The organism is Amycolatopsis sp. NPDC001319, assembly GCF_042896185.1.
Taxonomy (GTDB): domain Bacteria; phylum Actinomycetota; class Actinomycetes; order Mycobacteriales; family Pseudonocardiaceae; genus Amycolatopsis.
Window position 1 is genome coordinate 59359 of sequence record NZ_JBIAWY010000010.1, and the last position, 21231, is coordinate 80589.

22 protein-coding genes are annotated in these 21231 nt (G+C 71.3%); 11 read left to right on the forward strand and 11 right to left on the reverse strand.

Annotation, left to right across the window (positions count from 1 at the left end):
• Window positions 1-2 precede the first annotated feature (2 nt).
• The gene (locus ACFY1H_RS33565; protein WP_386953151.1) at window positions 3-1175 is read left to right on the forward strand and encodes an amidase; all 1173 of its coding nucleotides are present in this window, start codon (window positions 3-5) and stop codon (window positions 1173-1175) included.
• A 172-nt stretch (window positions 1176-1347) separates the two neighbouring features.
• On the opposite strand, the gene ACFY1H_RS33570 is transcribed toward ACFY1H_RS33565, so the two are convergent.
• Window positions 1348-1617, reverse strand: coding sequence for a hypothetical protein (locus ACFY1H_RS33570; protein WP_386953153.1), 270 nt, complete (start codon window positions 1615-1617; stop codon window positions 1348-1350).
• Between the two features lie 122 nt (window positions 1618-1739).
• Here ACFY1H_RS33570 and ACFY1H_RS33575 point away from each other — a divergent pair, with 122 nt between their 5' ends.
• Window positions 1740-2135: a hypothetical protein gene (locus ACFY1H_RS33575; RefSeq protein WP_366586891.1), complete on the forward strand. Its 396-nt coding sequence runs from the start codon at window positions 1740-1742 to the stop codon at window positions 2133-2135.
• A 355-nt stretch (window positions 2136-2490) separates the two neighbouring features.
• Here the strand turns inward: ACFY1H_RS33575 and ACFY1H_RS33580 are convergent, their stop codons facing one another.
• From ACFY1H_RS33580 to ACFY1H_RS33590, 3 genes are all read right to left on the reverse strand, one after another.
• Window positions 2491-4110, reverse strand: coding sequence for an ABC-F family ATP-binding cassette domain-containing protein (locus tag ACFY1H_RS33580; RefSeq protein WP_386953156.1), 1620 nt, complete (start codon window positions 4108-4110; stop codon window positions 2491-2493).
• Between the two features lie 87 nt (window positions 4111-4197).
• The gene (locus ACFY1H_RS33585; protein WP_366586885.1) at window positions 4198-5715 is read right to left on the reverse strand and encodes a catalase; all 1518 of its coding nucleotides are present in this window, start codon (window positions 5713-5715) and stop codon (window positions 4198-4200) included.
• Between the two features lie 87 nt (window positions 5716-5802).
• Window positions 5803-6465, reverse strand: coding sequence for an FCD domain-containing protein (locus tag ACFY1H_RS33590; RefSeq protein WP_366586883.1), 663 nt, complete (start codon window positions 6463-6465; stop codon window positions 5803-5805).
• Between the two features lie 148 nt (window positions 6466-6613).
• Between ACFY1H_RS33590 and ACFY1H_RS33595 the strand changes: the two genes are divergently transcribed.
• From ACFY1H_RS33595 to ACFY1H_RS33605, 3 genes are read left to right on the forward strand one after another with little or no spacing between them, the layout of a single operon-like run.
• Window positions 6614-7519 carry a fumarylacetoacetate hydrolase family protein gene (locus tag ACFY1H_RS33595; RefSeq protein ID WP_366586881.1) on the forward strand — a complete coding sequence of 302 codons (906 nt, stop codon included), beginning with the start codon at window positions 6614-6616 and terminating at the stop codon, window positions 7517-7519.
• Window positions 7520-7542: 23 nt separating this feature from the next.
• Complete coding sequence (locus tag ACFY1H_RS33600) at window positions 7543-8304, forward strand: alpha/beta fold hydrolase (RefSeq protein WP_386953161.1); 762 nt, start codon at window positions 7543-7545, stop codon at window positions 8302-8304.
• 39 nt (window positions 8305-8343) lie between these two features.
• Entirely contained in the window at window positions 8344-9573 is a 1230-nt protein-coding gene (locus tag ACFY1H_RS33605; protein WP_386953164.1) for an amidohydrolase family protein, read from the forward strand.
• 48 nt (window positions 9574-9621) lie between these two features.
• Here ACFY1H_RS33605 and ACFY1H_RS33610 read toward each other — a convergent pair whose 3' ends face one another.
• Entirely contained in the window at window positions 9622-10659 is a 1038-nt protein-coding gene (locus ACFY1H_RS33610) for a phenylacetaldoxime dehydratase family protein (protein ID WP_386953167.1), read from the reverse strand.
• A 267-nt stretch (window positions 10660-10926) separates the two neighbouring features.
• Window positions 10927-11634, reverse strand: coding sequence for an SDR family oxidoreductase (locus tag ACFY1H_RS33615; protein WP_366586871.1), 708 nt, complete (start codon window positions 11632-11634; stop codon window positions 10927-10929).
• A gap of 81 nt (window positions 11635-11715) precedes the next feature.
• Here ACFY1H_RS33615 and ACFY1H_RS33620 point away from each other — a divergent pair, with 81 nt between their 5' ends.
• Window positions 11716-12177, forward strand: coding sequence for a helix-turn-helix domain-containing protein (locus tag ACFY1H_RS33620; protein ID WP_366586867.1), 462 nt, complete (start codon window positions 11716-11718; stop codon window positions 12175-12177).
• Between the two features lie 4 nt (window positions 12178-12181).
• On the opposite strand, the gene ACFY1H_RS33625 is transcribed toward ACFY1H_RS33620, so the two are convergent.
• The 4 genes from ACFY1H_RS33625 to ACFY1H_RS33640 form a co-directional block, all read right to left on the reverse strand.
• The gene (locus ACFY1H_RS33625; protein WP_366586864.1) at window positions 12182-13060 is read right to left on the reverse strand and encodes an SDR family oxidoreductase; all 879 of its coding nucleotides are present in this window, start codon (window positions 13058-13060) and stop codon (window positions 12182-12184) included.
• A 73-nt stretch (window positions 13061-13133) separates the two neighbouring features.
• Window positions 13134-13619 carry a hypothetical protein gene (locus ACFY1H_RS33630; protein ID WP_366586861.1) on the reverse strand — a complete coding sequence of 162 codons (486 nt, stop codon included), beginning with the start codon at window positions 13617-13619 and terminating at the stop codon, window positions 13134-13136.
• Window positions 13620-13714: 95 nt separating this feature from the next.
• Window positions 13715-14929, reverse strand: a complete 1215-nt coding sequence (locus tag ACFY1H_RS33635) for an alginate lyase family protein (protein ID WP_366586858.1) — start codon at window positions 14927-14929, stop codon at window positions 13715-13717.
• A gap of 137 nt (window positions 14930-15066) precedes the next feature.
• Window positions 15067-15555: a MarR family winged helix-turn-helix transcriptional regulator gene (locus tag ACFY1H_RS33640; protein ID WP_366586856.1), complete on the reverse strand. Its 489-nt coding sequence runs from the start codon at window positions 15553-15555 to the stop codon at window positions 15067-15069.
• A gap of 120 nt (window positions 15556-15675) precedes the next feature.
• Between ACFY1H_RS33640 and ACFY1H_RS33645 the strand changes: the two genes are divergently transcribed.
• Window positions 15676-16416, forward strand: coding sequence for an SDR family NAD(P)-dependent oxidoreductase (locus ACFY1H_RS33645; protein ID WP_386953173.1), 741 nt, complete (start codon window positions 15676-15678; stop codon window positions 16414-16416).
• Window positions 16413-17282 carry a TIGR03620 family F420-dependent LLM class oxidoreductase gene (locus tag ACFY1H_RS33650; protein WP_366586851.1) on the forward strand — a complete coding sequence of 290 codons (870 nt, stop codon included), beginning with the start codon at window positions 16413-16415 and terminating at the stop codon, window positions 17280-17282. The genes ACFY1H_RS33645 and ACFY1H_RS33650 overlap by 4 nt, the downstream gene beginning before the upstream one ends.
• Here ACFY1H_RS33650 and ACFY1H_RS33655 read toward each other — a convergent pair.
• The gene (locus ACFY1H_RS33655; RefSeq protein ID WP_366586848.1) at window positions 17267-18322 is read right to left on the reverse strand and encodes an alkene reductase; all 1056 of its coding nucleotides are present in this window, start codon (window positions 18320-18322) and stop codon (window positions 17267-17269) included. The two genes, ACFY1H_RS33650 and ACFY1H_RS33655, sit on opposite strands and share 16 nt — an antisense overlap.
• 118 nt (window positions 18323-18440) lie before the next feature.
• Here ACFY1H_RS33655 and ACFY1H_RS33660 point away from each other — a divergent pair, with 118 nt between their 5' ends.
• Genes ACFY1H_RS33660 through ACFY1H_RS33670 form a run of 3 tightly spaced genes read left to right on the forward strand, consistent with a single transcriptional unit; the run spans window position 18441 to window position 21116 of the window.
• Window positions 18441-19070, forward strand: a complete 630-nt coding sequence (locus ACFY1H_RS33660) for a PAS domain-containing protein (RefSeq protein ID WP_366586846.1) — start codon at window positions 18441-18443, stop codon at window positions 19068-19070.
• Window positions 19054-20187, forward strand: coding sequence for an aminotransferase class I/II-fold pyridoxal phosphate-dependent enzyme (locus ACFY1H_RS33665; RefSeq protein WP_386953177.1), 1134 nt, complete (start codon window positions 19054-19056; stop codon window positions 20185-20187). Before ACFY1H_RS33660 ends, ACFY1H_RS33665 begins: the two co-directional genes overlap by 17 nt.
• A complete protein-coding gene (locus ACFY1H_RS33670; RefSeq protein WP_386953179.1) occupies window positions 20184-21116 on the forward strand; it encodes an ornithine cyclodeaminase family protein in 933 nt (310 codons plus the stop codon). The genes ACFY1H_RS33665 and ACFY1H_RS33670 overlap by 4 nt, the downstream gene beginning before the upstream one ends.
• Window positions 21117-21231 lie beyond the last annotated feature (115 nt).

The window sequence follows — 21231 nt, forward strand, 5'->3', positions numbered from 1 at the left end:
CGGTGGACACCGACCTCGCGCGGCGGCTGCGCGCCCTCATCACCGTGCTCCCGGGCCCGGCCGGCGGCCCGACCGCGACGGTGAAGGACAACATCGACGTCGCGGGCGTGGCGACCACGGCCGGTTCCGCGTCCTTCGCGACGGGTCCGGCCGAGGCCGACGCCGACGTCGTGCGGTCGCTGCGCGAGGCCGGGTACGCGGTGGTGGGCAAGACCAACCTGGCGGAGTTCGCGATGGGCGCGACCGGCCGCAACGCCGCGTTCGGCGACTGCCTCAACGCGTGGGACCCGGCGCGCATCGCCGGCGGCTCCAGCAGCGGCTCGGCGGTGGCCGTCGCGGCGGGGCTGTCGGACGTGTCGTTGGGCACGGACACCGGCGGTTCGGGCCGGATTCCCGCGTCGGTGAACGGGATCGTGGGCGTGCGGCCGACGCTCGGCCGGGTCTCGAACCGCGGCGTGCTGCCGGTGAGCCCGTCGTTCGACACGGTGACGCCGATGGCTCGCGACGTCCGTACGGCCGCGGCGGTGCTGGCGGCGCTCACCGGAGCGGAGCCGCTGCCCGGGTCGGGTGCCCTGCCGCGGATCGGCGTGGCGGGCGGGTTTTTCGCCGCGGACGTCGATCCCGGCGTGGCTTCGGTGCTGCTCGCGGCCGTGGGTGTGTTCCGCGGACTCGGGGCGCAGGTGGTGCCGGTCGAGGTGCCGTCGGCCGCGGAGGCGCAGGGGCGGATGCTCGACGTGATGTACCCGGAGGCGGCGGCCGTGCACGCGGCTCGGCTGCGCGACGCGCCGGAGAGCATCGACCCCGACGTCCGGCGGCGGTTGCTGCTCGGGCTCGAGGTGCCCCCGGCGCGGACCGAGGCGGCGCGGGCGTGGCTGACCGGGTTCCGCTCGCGCGTGGACGCGGTGTTCACCGAGTTCGACGTGGTCCTGACCCCGACGATCCCGGTGGACGTACCACTGCGCGAGGGGGTGGACCTCGCGGCGTCGACGCGGGAGATCGCCCGGTTCACCTACGCGTGGTCGGCGTACGGCGGGCCGTCGCTGAGCGTGCCGGGCGGGGTGCACCCGTCGTCCGGGATGCCGGTGGGCGTGCAGCTCAGCGCCGCGCCGTGGCGGGAAGACGTGCTGCTGGGAGCGGCCGAGGCCTTCGAACGGGCGCGCGGCCCGCTGCGGTGACGCGCGGGGGTCCACTGTGGCCGGTGGTGGACTTTTCGCGGATCCGATGTTTACGGGCTGGTAATGGGGTCTATCCGGTTCCCATGGCATCGGCGGCAGGGCCCGGCTGTCGAGCCCCAGGTCTCGCCGGTTGAGTATTACAGCCGGCGGGACCGCGCCGTGCGGTCCCGCTTCAGCGCACGCGCGTCCGCCGCTTGCGCCTGCGGCGGGCGGCGAGCGCGGCGAGCACCCGCGTCAGCCCGCGCCTGCGCACGACGAAACTCACGGACTCGGCCGGCCGGGACTCGGGCTGCCTGGTGGGCCTGTCCACCTGGTGGAACCGGGCCAGCCCCTCCCGGAACGCCTCCGCGTCACCGCCCGCGTCGGGGTGGTGGGCGCGCACGAACTCCCGGTAAGCGGCCTTTTCCGCGGCCGACCAGGTGCTTCGTGGCCTGTCTGGCACCTGCTCACCTCCGGTCGTCCGTTCCAGCATATGGCCGCGTCTGAACTCGGACGGTTGAACCCTGGAGGCTCTGGGTACCTGCACTGCGCTCGATCATCGCCCGACAGGGGAGGGGCACCACCATGACGGAGGACTCGCGGCCGCCCGGCGCCGCCACGGCCGTGTTCAACGGCCCGGACACCGCGGAGGCCGCCCGGGTCACGCTCAGGGCCATGCTGGCCCACGTACCCGCTCCCGTGGTGGGCGACGCCGTGCAGCTCATGGACGAACTCGTCACCGACGCCACCCGCGACGGCGCCTCCTTCCGCGCCCTGCGCCTCGGCCTGGCCGCCCACCCGCCCCGCCTCCGCATCGACGTCGAACGCGACGAACCCGACGAGCCCAGCACCACGGGGATGTCCCCGGAACGCGTCGAAGGCCGCTTCCTCCTGGAGGAACTCGCGTCGACCTGGTGGTCCCACACGCTGGGCTCCATCTCGGTGACCCGCGCCGAGCTGGCTCTGCCACTGCCGCGCTGATCAGCGGGCCCGGTCCACCCGCCGAAGCGCGGGTATGGCCGAGCGCCGCGGGTCTGGGCGTCGGATCCGCACCCTCGGTTCGATCTCGTGACCTGTGAGGCTCGGTCTGGCCTGCCCACCGGTCGCCTTCGCCACGCCGACCAGCGGGCCGGTTCCGCCCACCGTTCGTTCGGCCGCCGCGCCGCCAGCCGAGCCACGACTCTGGCTCGGTCTCGTGGTCTGCGCGGCCGGCTTTGCCTCCGCCCGCCGGTCGCCTCTGCGCTTCAGGTCGGCGGGCTGCACTGCCGGCCGCAAGTCGCTGCCACGTCGGCTGCTTGGCCTCGGCGCCGCCCCAGCGCCGCCGCTGCCGCGCTGATCAGCGGGCCCGGTCCACCCGCCGTTCGTCCCACACCGGTTCCGGGGTTTCGCGCACCACGCCGTCGGAGCCGAAGACCAGGTAGCGGTCGAAGGAGCGCGCGAACCAGCGGTCGTGGGTGACCGCGAGGACGGTGCCTTCGTAGGCTTCGAGGCCGGCCTGCAGGGCTTCGGCCGATTCGAGGTCCAGGTTGTCCGTCGGCTCGTCCAGGAGGAGGGCGGTGGCGCCGCCGAGTTCAAGGAGGAGGATCTGGAAGCGGGCCTGCTGGCCGCCCGACAGGCGGTCGAAGGGCTGGTCGCCCTGGCGTTCGAGCTCGTAGCGCCGCAGCACGGCCATGGCGCCGCCGCGGTCCTTGGCGTGGGTGGTCCAGAGGATGTCGACGAGGGTGTGGCCGGTGAGCTCCGGGTGGGCGTGCGTCTGGGCGAAGTGGCCCGGCACCACGCGGGCGCCGGTCTTCCACCGGCCCGTGTGCGCGACGTCGCCGCCCGCGAGCAGGCGCAGGAAGTGCGACTTGCCGGAGCCGTTGGAGCCGAGCACGGCCACGCGTTCGCCGAAGAAGATCTCCAGCGAGAACGGCTTCATCAGGCCCGTGAGCTCAAGGTTTTCGCACGTCACGGCGCGCAGGCCGGTGCGTCCGCCGCGTAGCCGCATGCGGATGTCCTGCCGGCGCGGCGGCTCCGGCGGCGGCCCGGCCTCCTCGAACTTCCGCAGGCGCGTCTTCGCGGCCTTGTAGCGGGACGCCATCTCGTCGCTGCGGGCGGCGTACTGCTGCATGTCGAGGACGAGCTTCTTCAGCTGCGCGTACTTCTCGGCCCAGCGCCGCTTCAGCTCTTCGTAGCGGGCGAAGCGATCGTCGCGCGCCTCGTGGTAGGTGGCGAACCCGCCGCCGTGCACCCACGCGTCGCTGCCGGCCGGGCCGGGTTCCACGCTCACGATCTTCTCCGCCGCCCGCGCGAGCAGCTCGCGGTCGTGCGAGACGAACAGCACCGTCTTGCGCGTCTCCGCCAGGCGCGCCTCGAGCCAGCGCTTGCCGGGCACGTCGAGGTAGTTGTCGGGCTCGTCGAGCAGCAGCACCTCGTCCGGGCCGCGCAGCAGCGCCTCCAGCACGAGCCGCTTCTGCTCGCCACCGCTCAACGTGCGCACGAGCCGCCACTGCGCCTTCTCGTACGGCACGCCGAGCGCGGCCGTGGTGCACACGTCCCAGGTCGTCTCCGACTCGTAGCCGCGCACCTCGGCCCAGTCGCTCAGCGCCTGCGCGTACTTCATCTGCGCGGCCTCGTCGTCGACGGTCAGCAGCCGCTCCTCGGCCGCGTCCACGGCCGCCGCGGCGGTGCGGATACGCTCGGGCGAGATCGACACGAGCAGGTCGCGCACGGTTCGCTCGTCGCGGACCGAGCCGACGAACTGACCCATCACACCCAGCCCGCCGGACACCGTCACCGTGCCGCCGTGCGGCTTCAGCTCACCGGAGAGCAGGCGCAGCAGTGTCGTCTTCCCGGCGCCGTTGGGGCCGACCAGCGCAACGACGGCACCGTCGGCAACCCGGAACGACACATCACCGAGCAGCGGCCGCCCGTCGGGCAGCGAGTAGTCGAGGTGCGCGACCTCCAGGTGACCCATGGACGCGCACTCTACCGGCGGGCCCGGCGGACCCCGTCCGATTTTCCGCCGGGCCCCGTGAACCTCACGAGTCCGAAGTGGACGGACTCACGCCTTCCGCTGCATGGTCCGGCGCGCCGGGTTGCCCTGCTCCGCCGCCTTCGGGTCCTTCTCGTCGGCCTTCGCGCGCACGCCGGACTCGATGCGGTCGCCGAGGTCCTTGTCCACGTTGTGCCAATAGTCGAACGCCCGCTGCAGCACCGGCTCACTCACCCCGTTCAGCAAGTGACCGACGATGTTGGAAACCAAACGTTCCCGCGCCGCGTCGTCGAGGACCTCGCGCACCATCGTGCCCGCCTGGCCCCAGTCGTCGTCCTCGGAGTGGTCGACGTAGGCCGAGCGCGTGATCTCGCCGTCGGCGTGCCAGCCGGCCGGGGTGCCGTAGCGCTCGACGTCGGCGCTCGGGCCGCCCTTCGAGTTCGGCGCGTACACCGGGTCGGACACCTTGGTGTAGCGCATCGCGCCGTCCTTGCTGTAGCTGTGCACCGGCGAGGTCGACGCGTTCACCGGCAGCTGCTTGTAGTTCGGCCCGATGCGGTAGCGGTGCGCGTCGGCGTAGGCGAACAGCCGGCCCAGCAGCATCCGGTCCGGGCTCGGCCCGATGCCGGGCACGAGGTTGCTGGGCTCGAACGCCGCCTGTTCGATCTCGGCGTGGTGGTCGGTGGGGTTGCGGTCGAGTGTCATGCGGCCGACCTCGATCAGCGGGTAGTCGCCGTGCGGCCACACCTTGGTGAGGTCGAACGGGTTGAACCGGTAGTCGGCGGCGTCGTCGAACGGCATCACCTGCACGGACAGCGTCCAGCTCGGGTGGTCGCCGCGCGCGATGGCCTCGAACAGGTCACGCGTGTGGTAGTCGGTGTCCGCCGACGCCATCTGGTCGGCCTCGTCCTGCGTGAAGAACTCCACGCCCTGATCGGTTTTGAAGTGGTACTTCACCCAGAACCGTTCGCCTTGTGCGTTCACCCACAGATAGGTGTGCGAACTGTAACCGTTCATGTGCCGCCATGTTCGCGGAACACCACGGTCTCCCATCAGCCAAGTGACCTGGTGCGCGGACTCAGGGGACAGCGTCCAGAAGTCCCACTGCATGTCGTGGTCGCGCAGGTTGTTGTCCGCCCGGCGTTTCTGCGAACGGATGAAGTGCTGGAATTTCAACGGGTCCTTCACGAAGAACACCGGCGTGTTGTTGCCGACCATGTCGTACACGCCTTCGCTCGTGTAGAACTTCAGTGCGAACCCGCGCGGATCGCGCCACGTGTCGGGGCTGCCGCGTTCGCCGGCGACCGTCGAGAACCGCGCCACCATCTCCGTTTTCGTGCCCGGCTGGAACACCGCGGCCTTCGTGTACGCGCTGACGTCGGCCGTCACCTCGAACCGGCCGAACGCGCCGCTGCCCTTCGCGTGCGGCTGGCGCTCGGGCACGCGTTCGCGGTTGAACTGCGCCATCTGCTCGATGAGATAGTGGTCCTGCAGCAGGATCGGTCCGCCCGGACCCAAGGTGAGCGAATGTTCGTCGCTTTCCACCGGGATACCGGCGTCGGTGGTTGTCCGTTCCGTCTGCGTCATTTCGCCATCTCCTCGTGGTGGGATTCGAACACGAGGCGGATACCCGGCGAACACGGACTCACACGTGGGAATTCGGTCCGGTAAAACTCAGTCGCGCCCCAGCAGCGTGTCGGCCACGTGCTGGAGATGACGCCGCATGTGTTCGCCGGCGCTCACCGGATCCCGGTCCCGCAGCGCTTCGACGATCAACGTGTGTTCGTCGTGGTAACACGACCGCAGCTCCGGTGTGGACGTACGCCGCTTGAGGCTGCCCCACACCGGCAGTGAGCGCGCGGTGTTCATCACGTCGAACATGTTCATCAGCAACCCGTTGTGGGCGGCGACGGCGATCGCGCGGTGCAGCCCGGCGTCCGCGCGCTCGAAGCCCTCGAAGTCCCCGGCCGCCGCACCCGCGCCGAGCGCGGTCCCGATCCGGTCGAGGTCCGCCTGCGTGGCCACCCGCGCGGCCAGCGTCGCGACCTGCGGTTCCAGTAGCTGGCGCACCTGCATGATCTCGGCCGGGCTCGTGTCGGCGGGCGCGGGCTCGACGTGCTGCGCCGCGATGTCGGTGAGGAACGTGCCGCGCCCGACGTGCCGGATCACCAGCCCGTCGCGCTCCAGCGAGTCGAGTGCGCGCCGCACGGCACTGCGCGGCGCGGAAAGCCGCTGCACGAGGTCGCGCTCCGTGGGCAGCTTGGCGCCCGGGCCGAGGCTGCCGTCGGCCGCGCCTTCGTCGAGCAGCGCGCGCAGGGCGTGTTCCACCGTGGTCATGGGCGCACTCTACCGGACGACTTGCGACCAATCGAGACCAATAAACCCAGTCGGGACCAGAACAAGTCCTGCATATCGACAACAGGTACCGAACCGCGTACGGTCGATCACGTCCACATTGGTTCACATTGGTTCAGATTGGTCTCACATGAAGCTGGTGACCTTCTCCGCCCGGAACTCCACCGGCGACGCCGACCGCGTCGGGGTCGTGACCGGCGAAGGCGAGGTCCAGGACGTCACCGATCTCGCGCCGGGCGGAACGCTCCTCGGCGCCGTCGAACGCTGGGGCGAGGTCGGGACCATCCTCACCGACCAGGCCGCGGACCGCACGCCGGTACCCCTCGCCGACGTGCGGCTCCGCGCGCCGTTCCCCACGCCTCGGCGCAACATCTTCTGCGTCGGCAAGAACTACCGCGAGCACGCCGCGGAGTTCGGCCGCAGCGGCTACGACAGCCCGGACCGCTCGGAGGACCTGCCGACGCGGCCGATCCTGTTCTCCAAGGCCACCACGGCCGTGATCGGCCCTGACGACGACATCGACCCGCACACCGGCCTCACCTCCGAGCTCGACTACGAGGGCGAGCTCGCCGTGATCATCGGCCGCGGCGGCCGCGGCATCACCCGCGAGGCCGCGGCGGAGCACGTCTGGGGCTACACGATCCTCGACGACGTCACCGCCCGCGACCTGCAGCGCGACCACCGCCAGTGGCTGCTCGGCAAGTCGCTCGACACGCACTGCCCGATGGGCCCGTACGCGGTGACCGCCGACGAGATCCCCGACGTGACCGCGCTGGAGGTCGAAACCACCGTCAACGGCGAACGCCGCCAGCACGCCCGGGTCAAGGACCTCATCTTCGACATCCCCGAGCTGATCGCCACCCTCTCGGCCGGCATCACGCTGCTGCCCGGCGACGTCATCGCCACCGGCACGCCCGCCGGCGTCGGCATCGGCTTCGACCCGCCGAAGTTCCTGGCCGGCGGCGACGTCGTCGAGGTGACCATCACCGGTCTCGGCGTGCTGCGCAACCGGGTCGCCCCCAACCCTGTCGCCTGAATCCCGTACCGAAAGGAGCCCGCATGAAGATCAACGGAACGGACCTCGCGGTCGAGGTCGAGGGCAGCGGCCCCGCCGTGCTGCTCGTGCACGGCCTCGGCGGCACCGGCAACTTCTACCAGGTCCAGGCCGGCGCGCTGGCCTCGAGCCACCAGGTGATCCGCGTCGACTCCGCGGGCGCCGGGCGCTCCGGCCTGCGCGAGGGCATCGGCATCGAGTCGCACGCCGACGACCTGGCCGCCGTGCTCGACCAGGTCGGCGTCGCGTCCGCGGCCGTGGTCGGGCACTCGATGGGCACGCTCGTCGCCCGCAGCTTCGCGGCCCGTCACCGGGACAAGGTGACCGCGCTGGCGCTGCTCGGCGCCGTCGCGGAGCCGCCCGAGGCCGGCCGCAAGGCCCAGCACGACCGCGCGGCCCTGCTGCGCGCGGAAGGCACCGCAGCGGTGGCCCCGGGCGTCGTCGCCAACGCGTTGTCGGAAGCCACCCGTCGCGACAAGCCCGAGGTGGCGGCGTTCGTGCGGGAGCTCGTGATGCGCCAGGACGCCGAGGGCTACGCCCGCAACTGCGAAGCGCTCGCGGCCGCGACCGACCCCGGGCCCGTCGACCCCGCGTTGCCGCTGCTGCTGATCACCGGCGCCGACGACAAGGTCGGCCCGCCCGCCGTGAGCGAGGCGCTCGCCGCCGCCCACGGCAGTGCGAACGTGGAGGTGCTGCCGGACGTCGGGCACTGGACCGCGCTGGAAGCCGCCACCGACGTCACCTCGATGCTGCTGAAGTTCCTGTAACCACACCGTTTCGCGCCTCAACGACGAGGAGGAACCACCGTGCCGCTCACCGCCGACAAAACCCTGTTCCGCGACGTGTCCATTCTGGACTCCACGGGTGCGCAGCCCTACCGGGGCGACGTGCTCGTGGACCACGACCGCATCACCGCCGTCGGCACCGTCGAACCGGGCGCCGCCGAGGGCTCGCGGGTGATCGAGGGCCGCGGCCGCACGCTCATGTCGGGGCTGTGCGACGCCCACACCCACTTCACCTGGAACAACAGCGCCGACCTCGACGGCCTGGCCGCCCTGCCGGTGGAGGAGCACCTGCTGTTCGCCGTGGAGTCGGCCAAGTCCTATCTGGACTCCGGCTACACGATGTGCCTGGGCGCCGCGTCGGCGAAAGACCGGCTCGACGTCGTGTGCCGCGACGCGATCAACGCCGGGCGGATCCCCGGCCCGCGCTACCTCGCCAACGGACCCGAGATCGCCGTGACGGGCGGCGAGCTCGTGAAGGGCATCACCTGGTTCGCCGACGGGCCCGACGAGATGCGCAAAGCCGTGCGGCGCCTCATCGAGATCGGGGTCGACCAGATCAAGCTGTCGATGACCGGCGAGGAGATCACCGGCACGCAGCGCGCCGAGGACACCTACATGTCCGACGAGGAGGTGGCGATGGCCGTCACCGAAGCGCACCGGCGGGGCAAGCGGGTGTGCGCCCACGCGCGCAGCGCCGAGAGCGTGAAGATGTGCGTGCGCCACGGCGTCGACATCGTCTACCACGCCAGCTTCACCGACCCGGAGGGCATGGATCTGCTGGAGCAGGCCAAGGACTGGGTGTTCGTGGCGCCGGGCGTCAACTGGCTCGTCGCGACGCTGTACGAAGCCGCCGACTTCGGGTTCCCGCAGGAGGCGGCCGAAGCCGTCGGCTACAAGCGCGAGCTGGAGAAGGCGACGGCGGCGATGATCGAGATGCACCGGCGCGGCATCCGCGTGCTGCCCGGCGGTGACTACGGCTTCGCCTGGACGCCGCACGGCACCTACGCGCGCGACCTGCAGCACTTCGTCGAGCGCTTCGAGTTCACGCCCATGGAGACCATCATCGCCGCCACCGCGCAGGGCGGCGAGATCATGCTGCGCGGCGACGAGCTCGGCAAGGTCCAGCCCGGCTACCTCGCCGACCTGCTGCTCGTGGACGGCGACCCGCTCGCCGACATCACCGTGTTGCAGGACAAGGAAAAGCTCCACGCCATCATGAAGGACGGCCGGTTCCACAAAGACCCGGCCTGACGGCCTGCGCGGTGCGCCGCCCGGCCGGGGGCGGCGCACCGGAAGCGCTCACCGGAGGGCGCGAAGCAAGCCGGTGCGGTCGTGGCAGCCGAGGTAGCGGAACTCCTGCTCGTCGGCGTCGGTCACGGTGACCTCGTGGTAGAGCCGCAGCCGCGCCGCCGGTCCCATCGTGGACAGGTACTTCATGGCGGCGCGGAAGATCGCGACGTGGGTCGGGTGCGATTCGGCCCACGCCTCGAGCTCGGCGAGGCTGTGCCACCAGCTCATCCCGTAACTCTTGTCCGTTTCGGCACCGGTTTCGTCGGTGACGCGCACGTACCGGTTGGCGTAGCAGCCGATGCCGAGCCCGTCATCGCGCAGGAACTCCATCCCCGCGCGCAGCACGGGTTCCACGTCGCCGAGGTACATCCCGCGTTCGTCGCCCTCGGTTTCGGTCCACTCCTGCCCGGAGCGGATGAGGCACAGGTTGCCCTGCGGCCGCACGGTGACGACGCCGGTCTCCGGATCGGTCGCCGCGGCCGGCCGGGCGCCGGGTTCGAGCCGGTCGGTCTGGGCGACCGGCAGCCGGTCGCGGGCGCCGCCCCAGTAGCCGTGTTCGTGGATCTCGCCGCTGAGCTTCTCGGCGGCCACGGACACGCCTTCGGTGCGGTCGCTGGAGAACAACGTCTCGAACCGCCGCACGGTGGGGCGCACGACCTCGCTGAAGAACCCGGCGTCGGGGGACCGGTGTTGCGGGCCGGTCCACGCTTCGCGGGCCTTCGCCCAGCGGTCGTACTCGGCGGGGTCGGTCCAGTAGAACGTGGTGAGCACGGTCGCGTAGCCGGCCTCGTCCACGAATCGCGCCCGGTCGTGGTGATCGGGCGCGTGCTCGCCCGAATGTGCGGAATCGAGCGCCGCGAGTGCGGCGACCACCACCGGCGGTGGCTCCGGTGTTCGGTACTGCACACCGAGGTACGCCATCACCACCTGGTCGACGGCCGGGTCGAAGCGCGCGGAGAACGACGGGTACGGCGGGTGGAAGCTGTCCGGCTTGCGGCGCGGGTGGACCCGGTCGACCCGCAAGTGCTCGGCGATCGAGGATTCCACGGCGTCACCCCGCCGTTTCGTGGTGGGTCATGGTGGCCTCCGGAGAACGTGGTGCCGGTTGTTGCCGACCGAACGTAGGCACGGAGGCCGCCTGTGACTTGCTTCACAGCGCACCGGGAGTTGTTGCACAGCGCACGTGCGATTCCGAACGTCCGATTGCGAACACCTCGAACATCTAGAACATCACCCGCTCCACAGTGGACTCGGAGCGTGGCCCTGGGTGTGGGAACCAGTGTGCGGATTCGAACAGGACGCACACCCGCCGGCTCACACCGTCGCGGTCAGCTCCGGGTACAGCGCCTCCACCGGACCGGACAGGTTCTCCTTGATGTCCCGCGACGTCTGGTCCGCCAGCACCTCGAGCGCGCCCGCTTCCAGGCCGTCGTAGATCGCCGCCACGATGTCGCGCGGGTCTTCCTTCTCGACCGTCAGCGCCTTGGTCATCGGCGTGTCGGTGTAGCCGAGGTGCGCGCCGAGCACGTGGGTCTTCTGGCCGGCGAGGTCGAGCCGCAGCGAGTTGGTGATCTGCCACAGCGCCGCCTTGCTCGACGAGTACGCGCCCGGCTTGGCCAGCCAGCTCAGCGCCGAGTGGATGTCGACCAGCGCGCCGCCGCCGTTGGCCGCCAGCACGGGCGCGAACGCCTGCGCGACGGCCAGTGCACCGAAGACGTTCGTCTCGTACACCGCGCGCACCTCGGCCAGCGGCACGGTGAGCAGGCTCTGCCGCCCGCTGACACCCGCGTTGTTCACCACCACCGTGGTGTCCGAGGCGGCCGCGGCCGTGGCGGCGACCGAGGCCTCGTCGGTGACGTCGAGGGCGAGCGGCACCACTCGCTCGTCGTCCCACTGGCGCGGGGTGCGCGCGGTGGCGTACACGCGCCGGGCCCCGCGCTCCAGCGCCTGGTTGACGAACTCGATGCCGAGCCCGCCGTTGGCCCCGGTGACCAGGACAACCGCATCCTGCAGACGTGTCATGACTTCCTCCGGATCTCTTGCTTGGTAATTCCAAGCTAGCAAGCTGACTCCGAAATGCCAAGTGTGACGTACGATGGGGTCATGAAGGCCATGGCGATCCCGACCAACAGCCGCTGCTCGATCGCGCGCAGCCTGGAGGTGCTCGGGCAGAAGTGGAGCCTGCTGATCGTCCGCGAGGCGTTCCGCGGGCGGACCCGCTTCGCCGAGTTCCAGAAGATCGGCGTGCCGACGGATCTGCTCGCGTCGCGGCTGGAATCCCTGGTCGAGGCTGGAATCCTGGCCCGGCGGCCGTATCAGGAGCCGGGGCAGCGGGCCCGCGTCGAGTACGTGCTCACGACCGTCGGCGAGGACCTGCTGCCGGTGCTGGCCGCGCTGTCGGAGTGGGGTGACGAGTACCTCCCGACCGGCCACGGCCCGGCGACGGTCTACGTCGACACCACCGACGACCGGCCTGTGCACCTGGCTTTCGTCGACGAAGACGGCCACGTCGTCAACTCGGCGAAGGTCGCCTACCGCAACGGACCGGGGGCTCTCGAAGACTGACGCGTCAGGTGCGGTCGGCGAGCACGTCGTCGGCGTCGGTGCTCAGCGCCAGGTCGCGCTGGGCGGTGAGCGTTTCGAGGCGTTGCCGCCACGCTGTGGTGATGGCCTCGTAGGCCGCAGCGCCGAAGACCAGCCGCCGGGGCGCGGGTGTGGTGCTCGCGGAGGTGATGATCGCGCGCGCGATCTTCGCCGGATCGCCCGCGACGGCGTGGCGCAGCGTGGTCTCGTCCATCCCGCCCGCGAGCGCGCCGCGCACCTGGCCGAGCGCGCCGTCCGCGTAGGCGGGCAGCGGTTCGGCCTGCGCGATGTTCGCGTTGAACGCCGTGCGCGTGCCGCCCGGGGCGATCAGCGTCACCGAGATCCCGAACGCCGCCAGCTCCACCGCCGCCGACTCGAAGAACCCCTCGATGCCGAACTTCGACGCGTTGTACACGCTCATGCCCGGGTCGGGCACGTGACCGCCGGAGCTGGACATCTGAATGATCCGCCCGCCGCCCTGCGCGCGCAGCCGCGGCGTGACCGCGCGCGTGAGGTGGATGGGCCCGAGCAGGTTCACGGCGAGCTGCCGGTTCAGCAGCTCGTCCGACAGCTCCTCGGCGGCGCCGAGCGCACCGAAGCCCGCGCTGGAGAACACGACGTCGATGCGGCCGAGCTCGGTGAAGGCCTGCTCGACGACCGCGTGGACGACCCGAGAGTCGGTGACGTCGAGCTCCGCGGTCCACAGCCGATCGCCGTGCTGCCCGGCGAGCTCTTTCAAGGCCGGGCTCAGTTCGCGGCTCGTGCCGGCGACGCGGTGGCCGCCGGCCAGCAGCTGGGCGGTGACCTCGAGCCCGAAGCCGGAGCCGGCGCCGGTGACGAACCAGGTCTGGGTGGGAGCAGGCACGACGGAGTCCTTTCGGTAGACGTCCGCCAATGTAGTCACCGACAACAATCTAGTCAACGACTACATATGCCGCTCAGTCGAAGCTCGAGTCGTCTCCCCAGACCTTGTCCTGCGACGATTCACTCGACGGCGACACGCGGATCACGGCCCCGGTGGGGTCGACGTCCAGCGCGGTGACGGTGATCCGGTTGGCCAGGCTCACGTACCCCTCGCCGCGGAAGTGGCCCTTGATGTCGGGCAGCTCGGTGCGGTCGACGGCGAAGTCCAGCCGGTCCGGCGGCGACAACGTGAGGGTCAGCCGGCGCGTGCCGAACCGCGCGTCCAGCGGCACGGTCACCGAACCGTGGATGAGGACGTCACACGAGCCGTCGCGGCACGCGGCGAGGTCGGACCCGTCTTTCGCGGCCAGTGCAGCCGACGTCGTCGTGGTGGGCTCCGCCGGGACCGTCGAGACGGAAGGCGGCGTGACGATCGGCTCGGGCGGCGGCGGAGGTGGTTGCGGCGGCATCGAGCAGCCCGCCGCGAGCAGCAAGAACGTGCAGGCGAGCGCTTTTCTCATGCGCTCTTGGTAGCACCTCGCCGGGCCGGCGGCCGGAAGTTTCGCGGATTCCGGGGCCGCCGCGCCCGGCGAGGCGGCCCCGGAACCGGGCCCGGTCAGGCGGGGTTGTCGCCGTGGGTCAGGGTCTCCCACGAGACGAACAGGTTGTTGCTGCCCTGGGGGCGGTGGCTCGTCGTGTAGGCCTGGGTGTTGGTCATGGCGATGCCGAGGCGGTTGTGCAGCGCGTTGTACCCGACCTCGGTCACGGGGCCGAGACCGCGCTTGACGGTGCCGCCGCACAGCCACGACGGGGGAGCGGTGAGCTCGTACTTGGTCTGGAAGCCCAGCGCCTGGCGCAGCCGCTCGCCGATGTCGGTGCCGTAGAGATCCTGGCCCTGGATGCGGGACGTCTCGGCCACCTCGGCGATCGCGGCGATGCCGTAGCCGGTGTGGACGAAGTCGCGGCAGGTTTCCTGGGTGAGGCCGTCGACGAAGGTGGACTGGCCCTGCCAGTAGCCGACGATCTGGTCACGGGTGTTCAGGCCGCTGCCGGGCACGGTCTTGGGCAGGGCGCCGTCGGAGCTGAGGTAGATGAACGCCGGCACGCGGTTGCGGTAAATCGACATGCCGCGGTCGTAGATCGTCTTGTCCTCGAGGAACACGCCGATGCCGACGATCGCCTCGGCGATGCTGAGCTCCCAGTTGCCGGTGCGCCCGTCGCTGCCCTGGATCTCGTTGTAGTACACGTTGCGCAGCATCGTGGCGAATCGCCCGGAGTTCGGCCAGGTCCCGTAGGCGTACTTGATGATCTCCGCCGCGCGCGGCCACGTCGAGGCCGACCACGCGGTCTGCAGGTGCGCGTTGTCGCTGGTGTGGTCCTTGATGGTCGCCGACCACGCGTCCATGATCTGGATGGCCTTGTCGGCGTACCGCACGTCGCGGGTCACGTACCAGGCCAGGGACTGCGTGTACGCCGCGATCGCGTCTTCCCGCTCGTCGGTGCAGCCGTTGTTGGGCATCGAGCTGGGCCCGCAGTCGACCACGGCCCGCGGGTGCGGCGTGTAGGACAGCGACGCGTACTTCGAGCCCATCATCGAGTCATATGCTTGTTTCTGCGGTTGCGTGCCGGCCTGCACGCGCTGGCGCATGGTGTCCAGCTGGGCCCGGCTCACCAGCACGCCGGGGTGTGTGAAGGTGGCCGGCGCGGTCGGGGCCGCGGGTGTGGCCGGCTGGGCGGAGGCGGCCGGGCCGGTGGCGATCACCACGGCGGTGGCGGCCGCGGCCGCCAGGCAACGAACGAACTTCCGGTGCATGAGCTGCCCTTCGTCCACGACTTTGAGAACAGGGCGCAGGCTGGCGGACCGTGCGTGAAAACCGAATTTACTTCACGCCGGTTGGTCTGGTCCACCGGACGGGAAAACCCGTGTGCCACTGGCAGGGACGGCTTTTCCTTGCGGCAGCGGCAGTCTCACGGTGGGGGCAGCGTGCCGCGCTCCAGGATGTTGGCGTAGATGTTCTCCATCGCCTCGGTCAGCGGGGTGAGCAGCTCGGCGGGGAGGCCGTCGAAGAAGAGGTTGCGCACCAGCTCGACGTGGCCCGGCGCCGCCTTCTCCACGAGCTCCCGGCCCTGTGCGGTCAAGGTGACCTCGGTCGCGCGCCGGTCGGTGCTCGACGTGCGCGCGTCGACGAGTCCCCGCGTCGCCATGCGGCGCACGTGGTGGCCGGTGCGGCTGCGTTCCCAGCCGATCTGGTTGGCCAGCGCGGTCATCTGCATCCGCTCGCCGGGGGCGTTCGCGAGCGCGGTGAGCACGTCGTAGTCCGGCATGGACAGCTCGCTGTCGGTCTGCAGCTGCCGGTTGATCTCGTAGCTCAGCCGCAGCTGGACGCGGATGTAGGCGAGCCAGGCGCGCTGCTGCCGTGCGTCGAGCCAGGGGCTGTCTTTGCTTTTAGGTGACATGTCCCGTAATCTGTCGTAGTGGTCGGCGGTGGAGCGAAGGGGCCCCATTGTCCCGCGGAGACCGGCCGAGCGGAACGACCACGCCTGGGCCGGGTGAGTACACGGACGGGAAACACAGCGATGAACGCACTACAGGGGAAGACCGCCGTCGTCACGGGTGGCACGAGCGGGATCGGGCTGGCGACGGCCCGGCTGTTCGCCGCCGAGGGCGCGCGCGTCTTCGTGACCGGGCGGCGCAAGGACGTGCTCGACGCCGCCGTTGCCGAGATCGGCGGCGACGTGACCGGGATCCAGGTGGACAGCTCCGACCTGGCCGACCTCGACCGGCTGTACGAAACCGTCGGCGGGCCGATCGACGTGCTGTTCGCCAACGCGGGCGGCGGCGAGTTCGCCACGCTGGAGCAGGTCACCGAGAAGCACTTCGACGACATCTTCGGCACCAACGTGAAGGGCACGCTGTTCACAGTCCAGAAAGCGCTTCCTCTGTTGGTGGACGGCGCTTCGGTGATCCTGACCGCTTCCACCGCGGGCACCAAGGGCAACGAGGCTTTCGGTGTGTACGGCGCGTCGAAGGCGGCCGTGCGCTCGTTCGCGCGCACGTGGGCGCAGGAGCTGAGCGGGCGCGGCATCCGCGTCAACTCGATCAGCCCGGGCCCGGTCGACACGCCGGGGATCTCGGGGCTCGTGGGCGGTGGTGAAGCGGCCGTGCAGCTCGGGTCCGCGCTGGCATCGACCGTCCCTTTGGGACGGATGGGCCGGCCGGAGGAGATCGCTTCGGTGGCGCTGTTCCTGGCGACCGACGGAAGCAGCTTCGTCACCGGTACCGAGCTCTTCGCCGACGGCGGGGCGAACCAGGTATGACCCTCGACATCGGCAGGGTCGGCGTCTGGAGCGTCGAGCTGCGCACGGCCGCGCCGGGCGAGATCGCCGACGCCGCGGCCGAGCTCGACGAGCTGGGCTTCGGCGCGCTCTGGATCCCCGGCTTGGGCGGCGGCGACATGGTGGGAGACCTCGAGCGGCTGCTCGAAGCCACCCGTGGGCTCACGGTCTCGCCGGCGGTGTCGAGCATCTGGCGCCACCCGGCGAAGGAGCTGGCCGCGGGCCACGCGCGGCTCAGCGGCGCGTACGGCGACCGGGTGCTGCTCGGTCTCGGCGTGAGCGATCCGGGCACCGCCGCCGAGCACGGCCACGACTACCGCCCGCTGCACGACATGGCCGCCTACCTCGACGAGCTCGACGCCGAGCCGGAGCCGGTCGCGGCGAGCCGGCTGATCCTCGCGGCGATGGGGCCGAAGATGATCGGCCTGGCGCGGCGTCGGGCCGGCGGGACGCATCCGTTCCTCGTCACCCCGGACTACTCGGCGACGGCACGCGAACTGCTGGGTACCGGGCCGCTGCTCGCGCCGTACCAGGCCGTGGCGCTGGAGCGGGACCCGGCGAAGGCCCGGGCGGCCGGGCGGGGATTCCTCGCCGGGTTCTTCGGCGCGCCGGCCTACCGCAAGAGCCTGCTGGCGCAGGGGTTCACCGAGGCCGACCTCGCCGACGGCGGCAGCGACCGGCTCGTGGACAGCGTCCTGGCGTGGGGCGAGGTCGACGCGATCGGAAAGCGTGTGGCGGAACACCTCCAGGCGGGCGCGGACCACGTGGCCCTGCACGTGGTGGGCGTCGACGGGTTGGCGTTGCCGCAGTGGCGGGAGCTCGCCGGGCTGGTTCAGAGCGTCGGGTAGTCCGTGTAGCCCTCGGCGCCGCCGCCGTAGAAGGTGGCGGGGTCGGGGGCGGTGAGGGCGGCGCCGGTCCGCAGGCGCGTGACGACGTCGGGGTTGGCCAGCGCCAGGCGGCCGAGGGTGACGAGGTCGGCGAGGCCGCTTTCGACGTCGGCCGCGCGTTCTTCGACGGTGGCGCCCGGGCGGGTCAGCAGCAGCGGGCCGGGGAACGCGGTGCGCAGTTCGGCCAGGAGCGCGTCGTCGCCGTGGTGCGTGACGTGGAGGAAGGCGAGGTCGAGGCGGGCGAGGGCGCGGACCAGGTGGGTGTAGGTCGCCGGCCCGGTCTCGCCCTCGTCGATGCCGAAGCCGCCCAGGCCGGGGGAGAGGCGGACGGCCGTGCGGTCGGCGCCGATCTCCGCGGCGACGGCCTCGGTCACCTCCAGGGCGAACCTCGTGCGGCCGGCGATGGATCCACCGTAGGCGTCGGCGCGGTGGTTGGCGTTGGCGGAGAGGAACTGGTGCACGAGGAAACCGTTGGCGCCGTGGACTTCCACGCCGTCGGCGCCGGCCTCGATCGCGGCGACGGCCGCGCGGCGGAAGTCGTCGACGGTCGCGCGGACCTCGTCCGTGGACAGCTCGCGCGGTGGCGGGACCTGCTGGTTGCCGCTGGGGGTGTGGATGCCGACGCCCGCGGCGATGGCCGAGGGTGCGACCGGAGTCCCGCCGTGCGGCGTGTTGTCGGGGTGTGCGACGCGGCCGGCGTGCATGAGCTGGACGAACAGGTGCCCGCCCGCGTCGTGCACCGCCTTGGTGACCAGCTGCCAGCCGGCGATGTGCGCGTCGGTGTGGCAGCCGTGGCTGAGCAGGAACCCCTGGCCGTCGGCCGAGGGCTGTGTGCCGCCGGTGATCAGCAGGCCGAGTGACGCTCGTTGCGCGAAGTACTCGGCGTCGAGCGGGGTGGGCGATCCGTCGGGCAGGGCGCGGTTGCGCATCATCGGCGACAGTGCCAGCCGGTGGTGCAAACGCATGCGGCCGACGTCGACGGGACTCCAGAGACCGGGCACGCGTGTTCCTTCCTTCGGCTGCCTGACTGTCTGTACTGGATCGTACAGAACGAAGTGTACGGTTCGGTACAGTGGGCGGCTGGACTCTTCGTCCACGCTGGATGTAGTGTCCAGAGCCATGGATGGGAGGACGGCGCGCTGGGCGCCGGTGTGCGAGGCGATCGTGCGCCTGCTTTCGCCGCACGCGGAGGTGGTGCTGCACGACCCGCGCACGGACTGTGTGCTCGGCATCTGGAACGCGTTCTCGGGTCGGGAACCCGGGGATCCGTCGTTGCTGGGCGAGCTCGACGGCCTGCGCCCGGCCGGGAAGGACGTCTACGGCCCGTACCCGAAGTCGCTGCCCGACGGGCGGCGGCTGTCGAGTGTGAGCGCCGTGGTGAGAGACGAACACGGCAACGCCGAGGTGGTGTTGTGCGTGAACGTCGACCGCACCGCGTTCGACCAGGCCGCGCAGCTGTTGTCCGGGTTCGCGGCTCCGGTGACCGGTCAGCCCCAGGCGTTGTTCGAGCGCGACTGGACCGAGACGCTCAACGACGTGGTGGGCGAGTTCGTTCGCGATCACGCGACCCCGGCCGAGATGTTGACTCGCGAACAGCGTTTGGTGCTTCTCGCACGTCTGGACGGCGCCGGCGTGTTCGCGCAACGCCGATCCGTGCCCGTGGTCGCCCGCGCGTTGCGCATCTCCCGTTCAGCCACCTACCAACTGCTCGCCGAGATGCGCAAGGAGCCCGATGCCGACGCTTCCTGACTTCCGCCTGGAGGCGTACTTCTCCCGCTGGGAGTTCACCGCCCGCCACCACCTCACGGCGTCCGACGTGCAGACGATGACCGTCGCGGAACTGCTGGCGCTGGCCGACGACGACGGCCGCGAGCGCTGGGAGACTCTCGCGCTGGGCTACACCGAGACCTACGGCCTGCCCGCGCTGCGCGAGGAGATCGCCGCGACCTACACGGGCGTCGGACCCGAGCACGTGCTGTGCTTCGCCGGCGCCGAAGAAGGCCTCTACCTGGCCATGCGGACGTTGCTCGAACCGGGCGACCACAGCGTGGTGATCACGCCGAACTACCAGGCGGCCGAGACGATCCCGCTCTCGATCGGCGAGGTGTCCGGCGTCGCGCTGCGGCCCGAGGACGGCTGGGCGCTCGACGTCGACGAGATCGAGCGGCAGCTGCGGCCCACCACGCGCCTGGTGTCGGTGAACTTCCCGAACAACCCGACCGGCGCCGTGCCGGACCTTGCGACCTGGACGCGGCTCGTGCGGCTGTGCGAGGAACGCGGCGTGCTGCTGTTCAGCGACGAGGTCTACCGCGGGCTGGAGTCCGACCCGGCGGCGACGCTGCCGCAGGCCGCCGACCTGTCCGCGTCGGCGCTTTCGCTCAACGTGATGTCCAAGGCCTACGGGCTGCCGGGCCTGCGCGTGGGCTGGATCGCCTGCCGCGACCCGGAAATCCTGCATCGGCTCGAACGGGCCAAGCACTACACGTCGATCTGCAACTCCGCGCCGAGCGAGGTGCTCGCGTTGATCGGGCTGCGCGCGCGGGACGCGATCCTGGCGCGCAACCGAGCGGTGATCGCGGAGAACGTGCCGAAGTTCGAAGCGTTTTTCGAGAATTACCAAGATCTGTTCGATTGGGCACCTCCGCAGGGTGGCTGCGTGTGCTTTCCGCGGTACCTCGGCGCCGACGGTGTCGAGGCGATGTGCACCGAGCTCGTCGAGCAGCGCGGCGTGCTGCTGCTCCCGGCGAGCATCTACCGATCCGACCTCACGGCGACGCCGGACGACCGGTTCCGCGTCGGCGTGGGCCGTCGTGGTCCGGACGAAGGGCTGGCCGCGTGGGCGGAGTTCCTGGAGGAGCGACGATGACGCCGGACGTGGTGGGGCTGCCCGAGATCGAGGCCGTGGCGACGCGGGGGCTGGTGTTCGACGCCGTGCGCGGCGCGTTGATCGCGCACGCCGAGGGCCGCGCGCAGATGCCCGCCCCGATCGCGATGTGGTTCCCCGAGGCCGAGGGTGACTGCCACGTGAAGGCCGGTTATCTCGACGGCGCGTCGCACTTCGGGGTGAAGGTGGCGTCGGGCTTCTACCGCAACGCCGAGCGCGGCCTGCCGACCAACAGCGGCCTGATGCTCGTGTTCGACGCCTTGACCGGCGTGCCCGCCGCGATCCTCGCGGACGAGGGCTGGCTCACAGCGTGGCGCACGGCCGCCGCCGGCGCCCTGATCACCCACGCGCTGACCCCGCCGGACGTCGACGAGGTGGCCGTCTTCGGCACGGGCCTGCAGGCGCGGCTGCAGGTCGAGTGGCTCGCGGACCTGCGGCCGCTGACCCGCGTGCGGGTGTGTGGCCGGCGCCCCGAGGCCGTCCGCAAGCTGTGCGCCGAGCTGGGCGAAGCCGGCCTGACCGCCGTGCCCGCGACGGCGGAGGAAGCCGCGGCCACACCGTGCGTGATCACCGCGACGGCGTCGACCACCCCGGTGGCTCCGGCGGAGGCCTTCACCGCCGCCCACGTGACCGGCATCGGCACCGACCTGCCCGGCAAAGCCGAACTCCCGCCCGGCCTGTTCACGCACGCCACCACCATCGCGACCGACGACCACGCACAATGCCTCGCCCACGGCGACTTCGGCACCGCCGTCCGCGCCGGCACCGCCGCCACCGACGCGGACGTCCCCGCCGGCCTCATCCTGCGCGACGGGGTGCCAGACCGCACCGGCCTGACCATCGCCGACCTCACCGGCGTCGGCGCGGCGGACGCCGCAGTGGCGACGGCGGTGTTCCGGCACCTGGGCTGACCTCCGCCGCGTGGCGGGCCCGGCCCCGCTGGTCGGCGGCGTGGACGTTCTGGTCGGGCTGGTCTTGCGCGACGGGGTGCGGGCGCAGCGGTGTTCCGTCACGTGGGCTGACCTC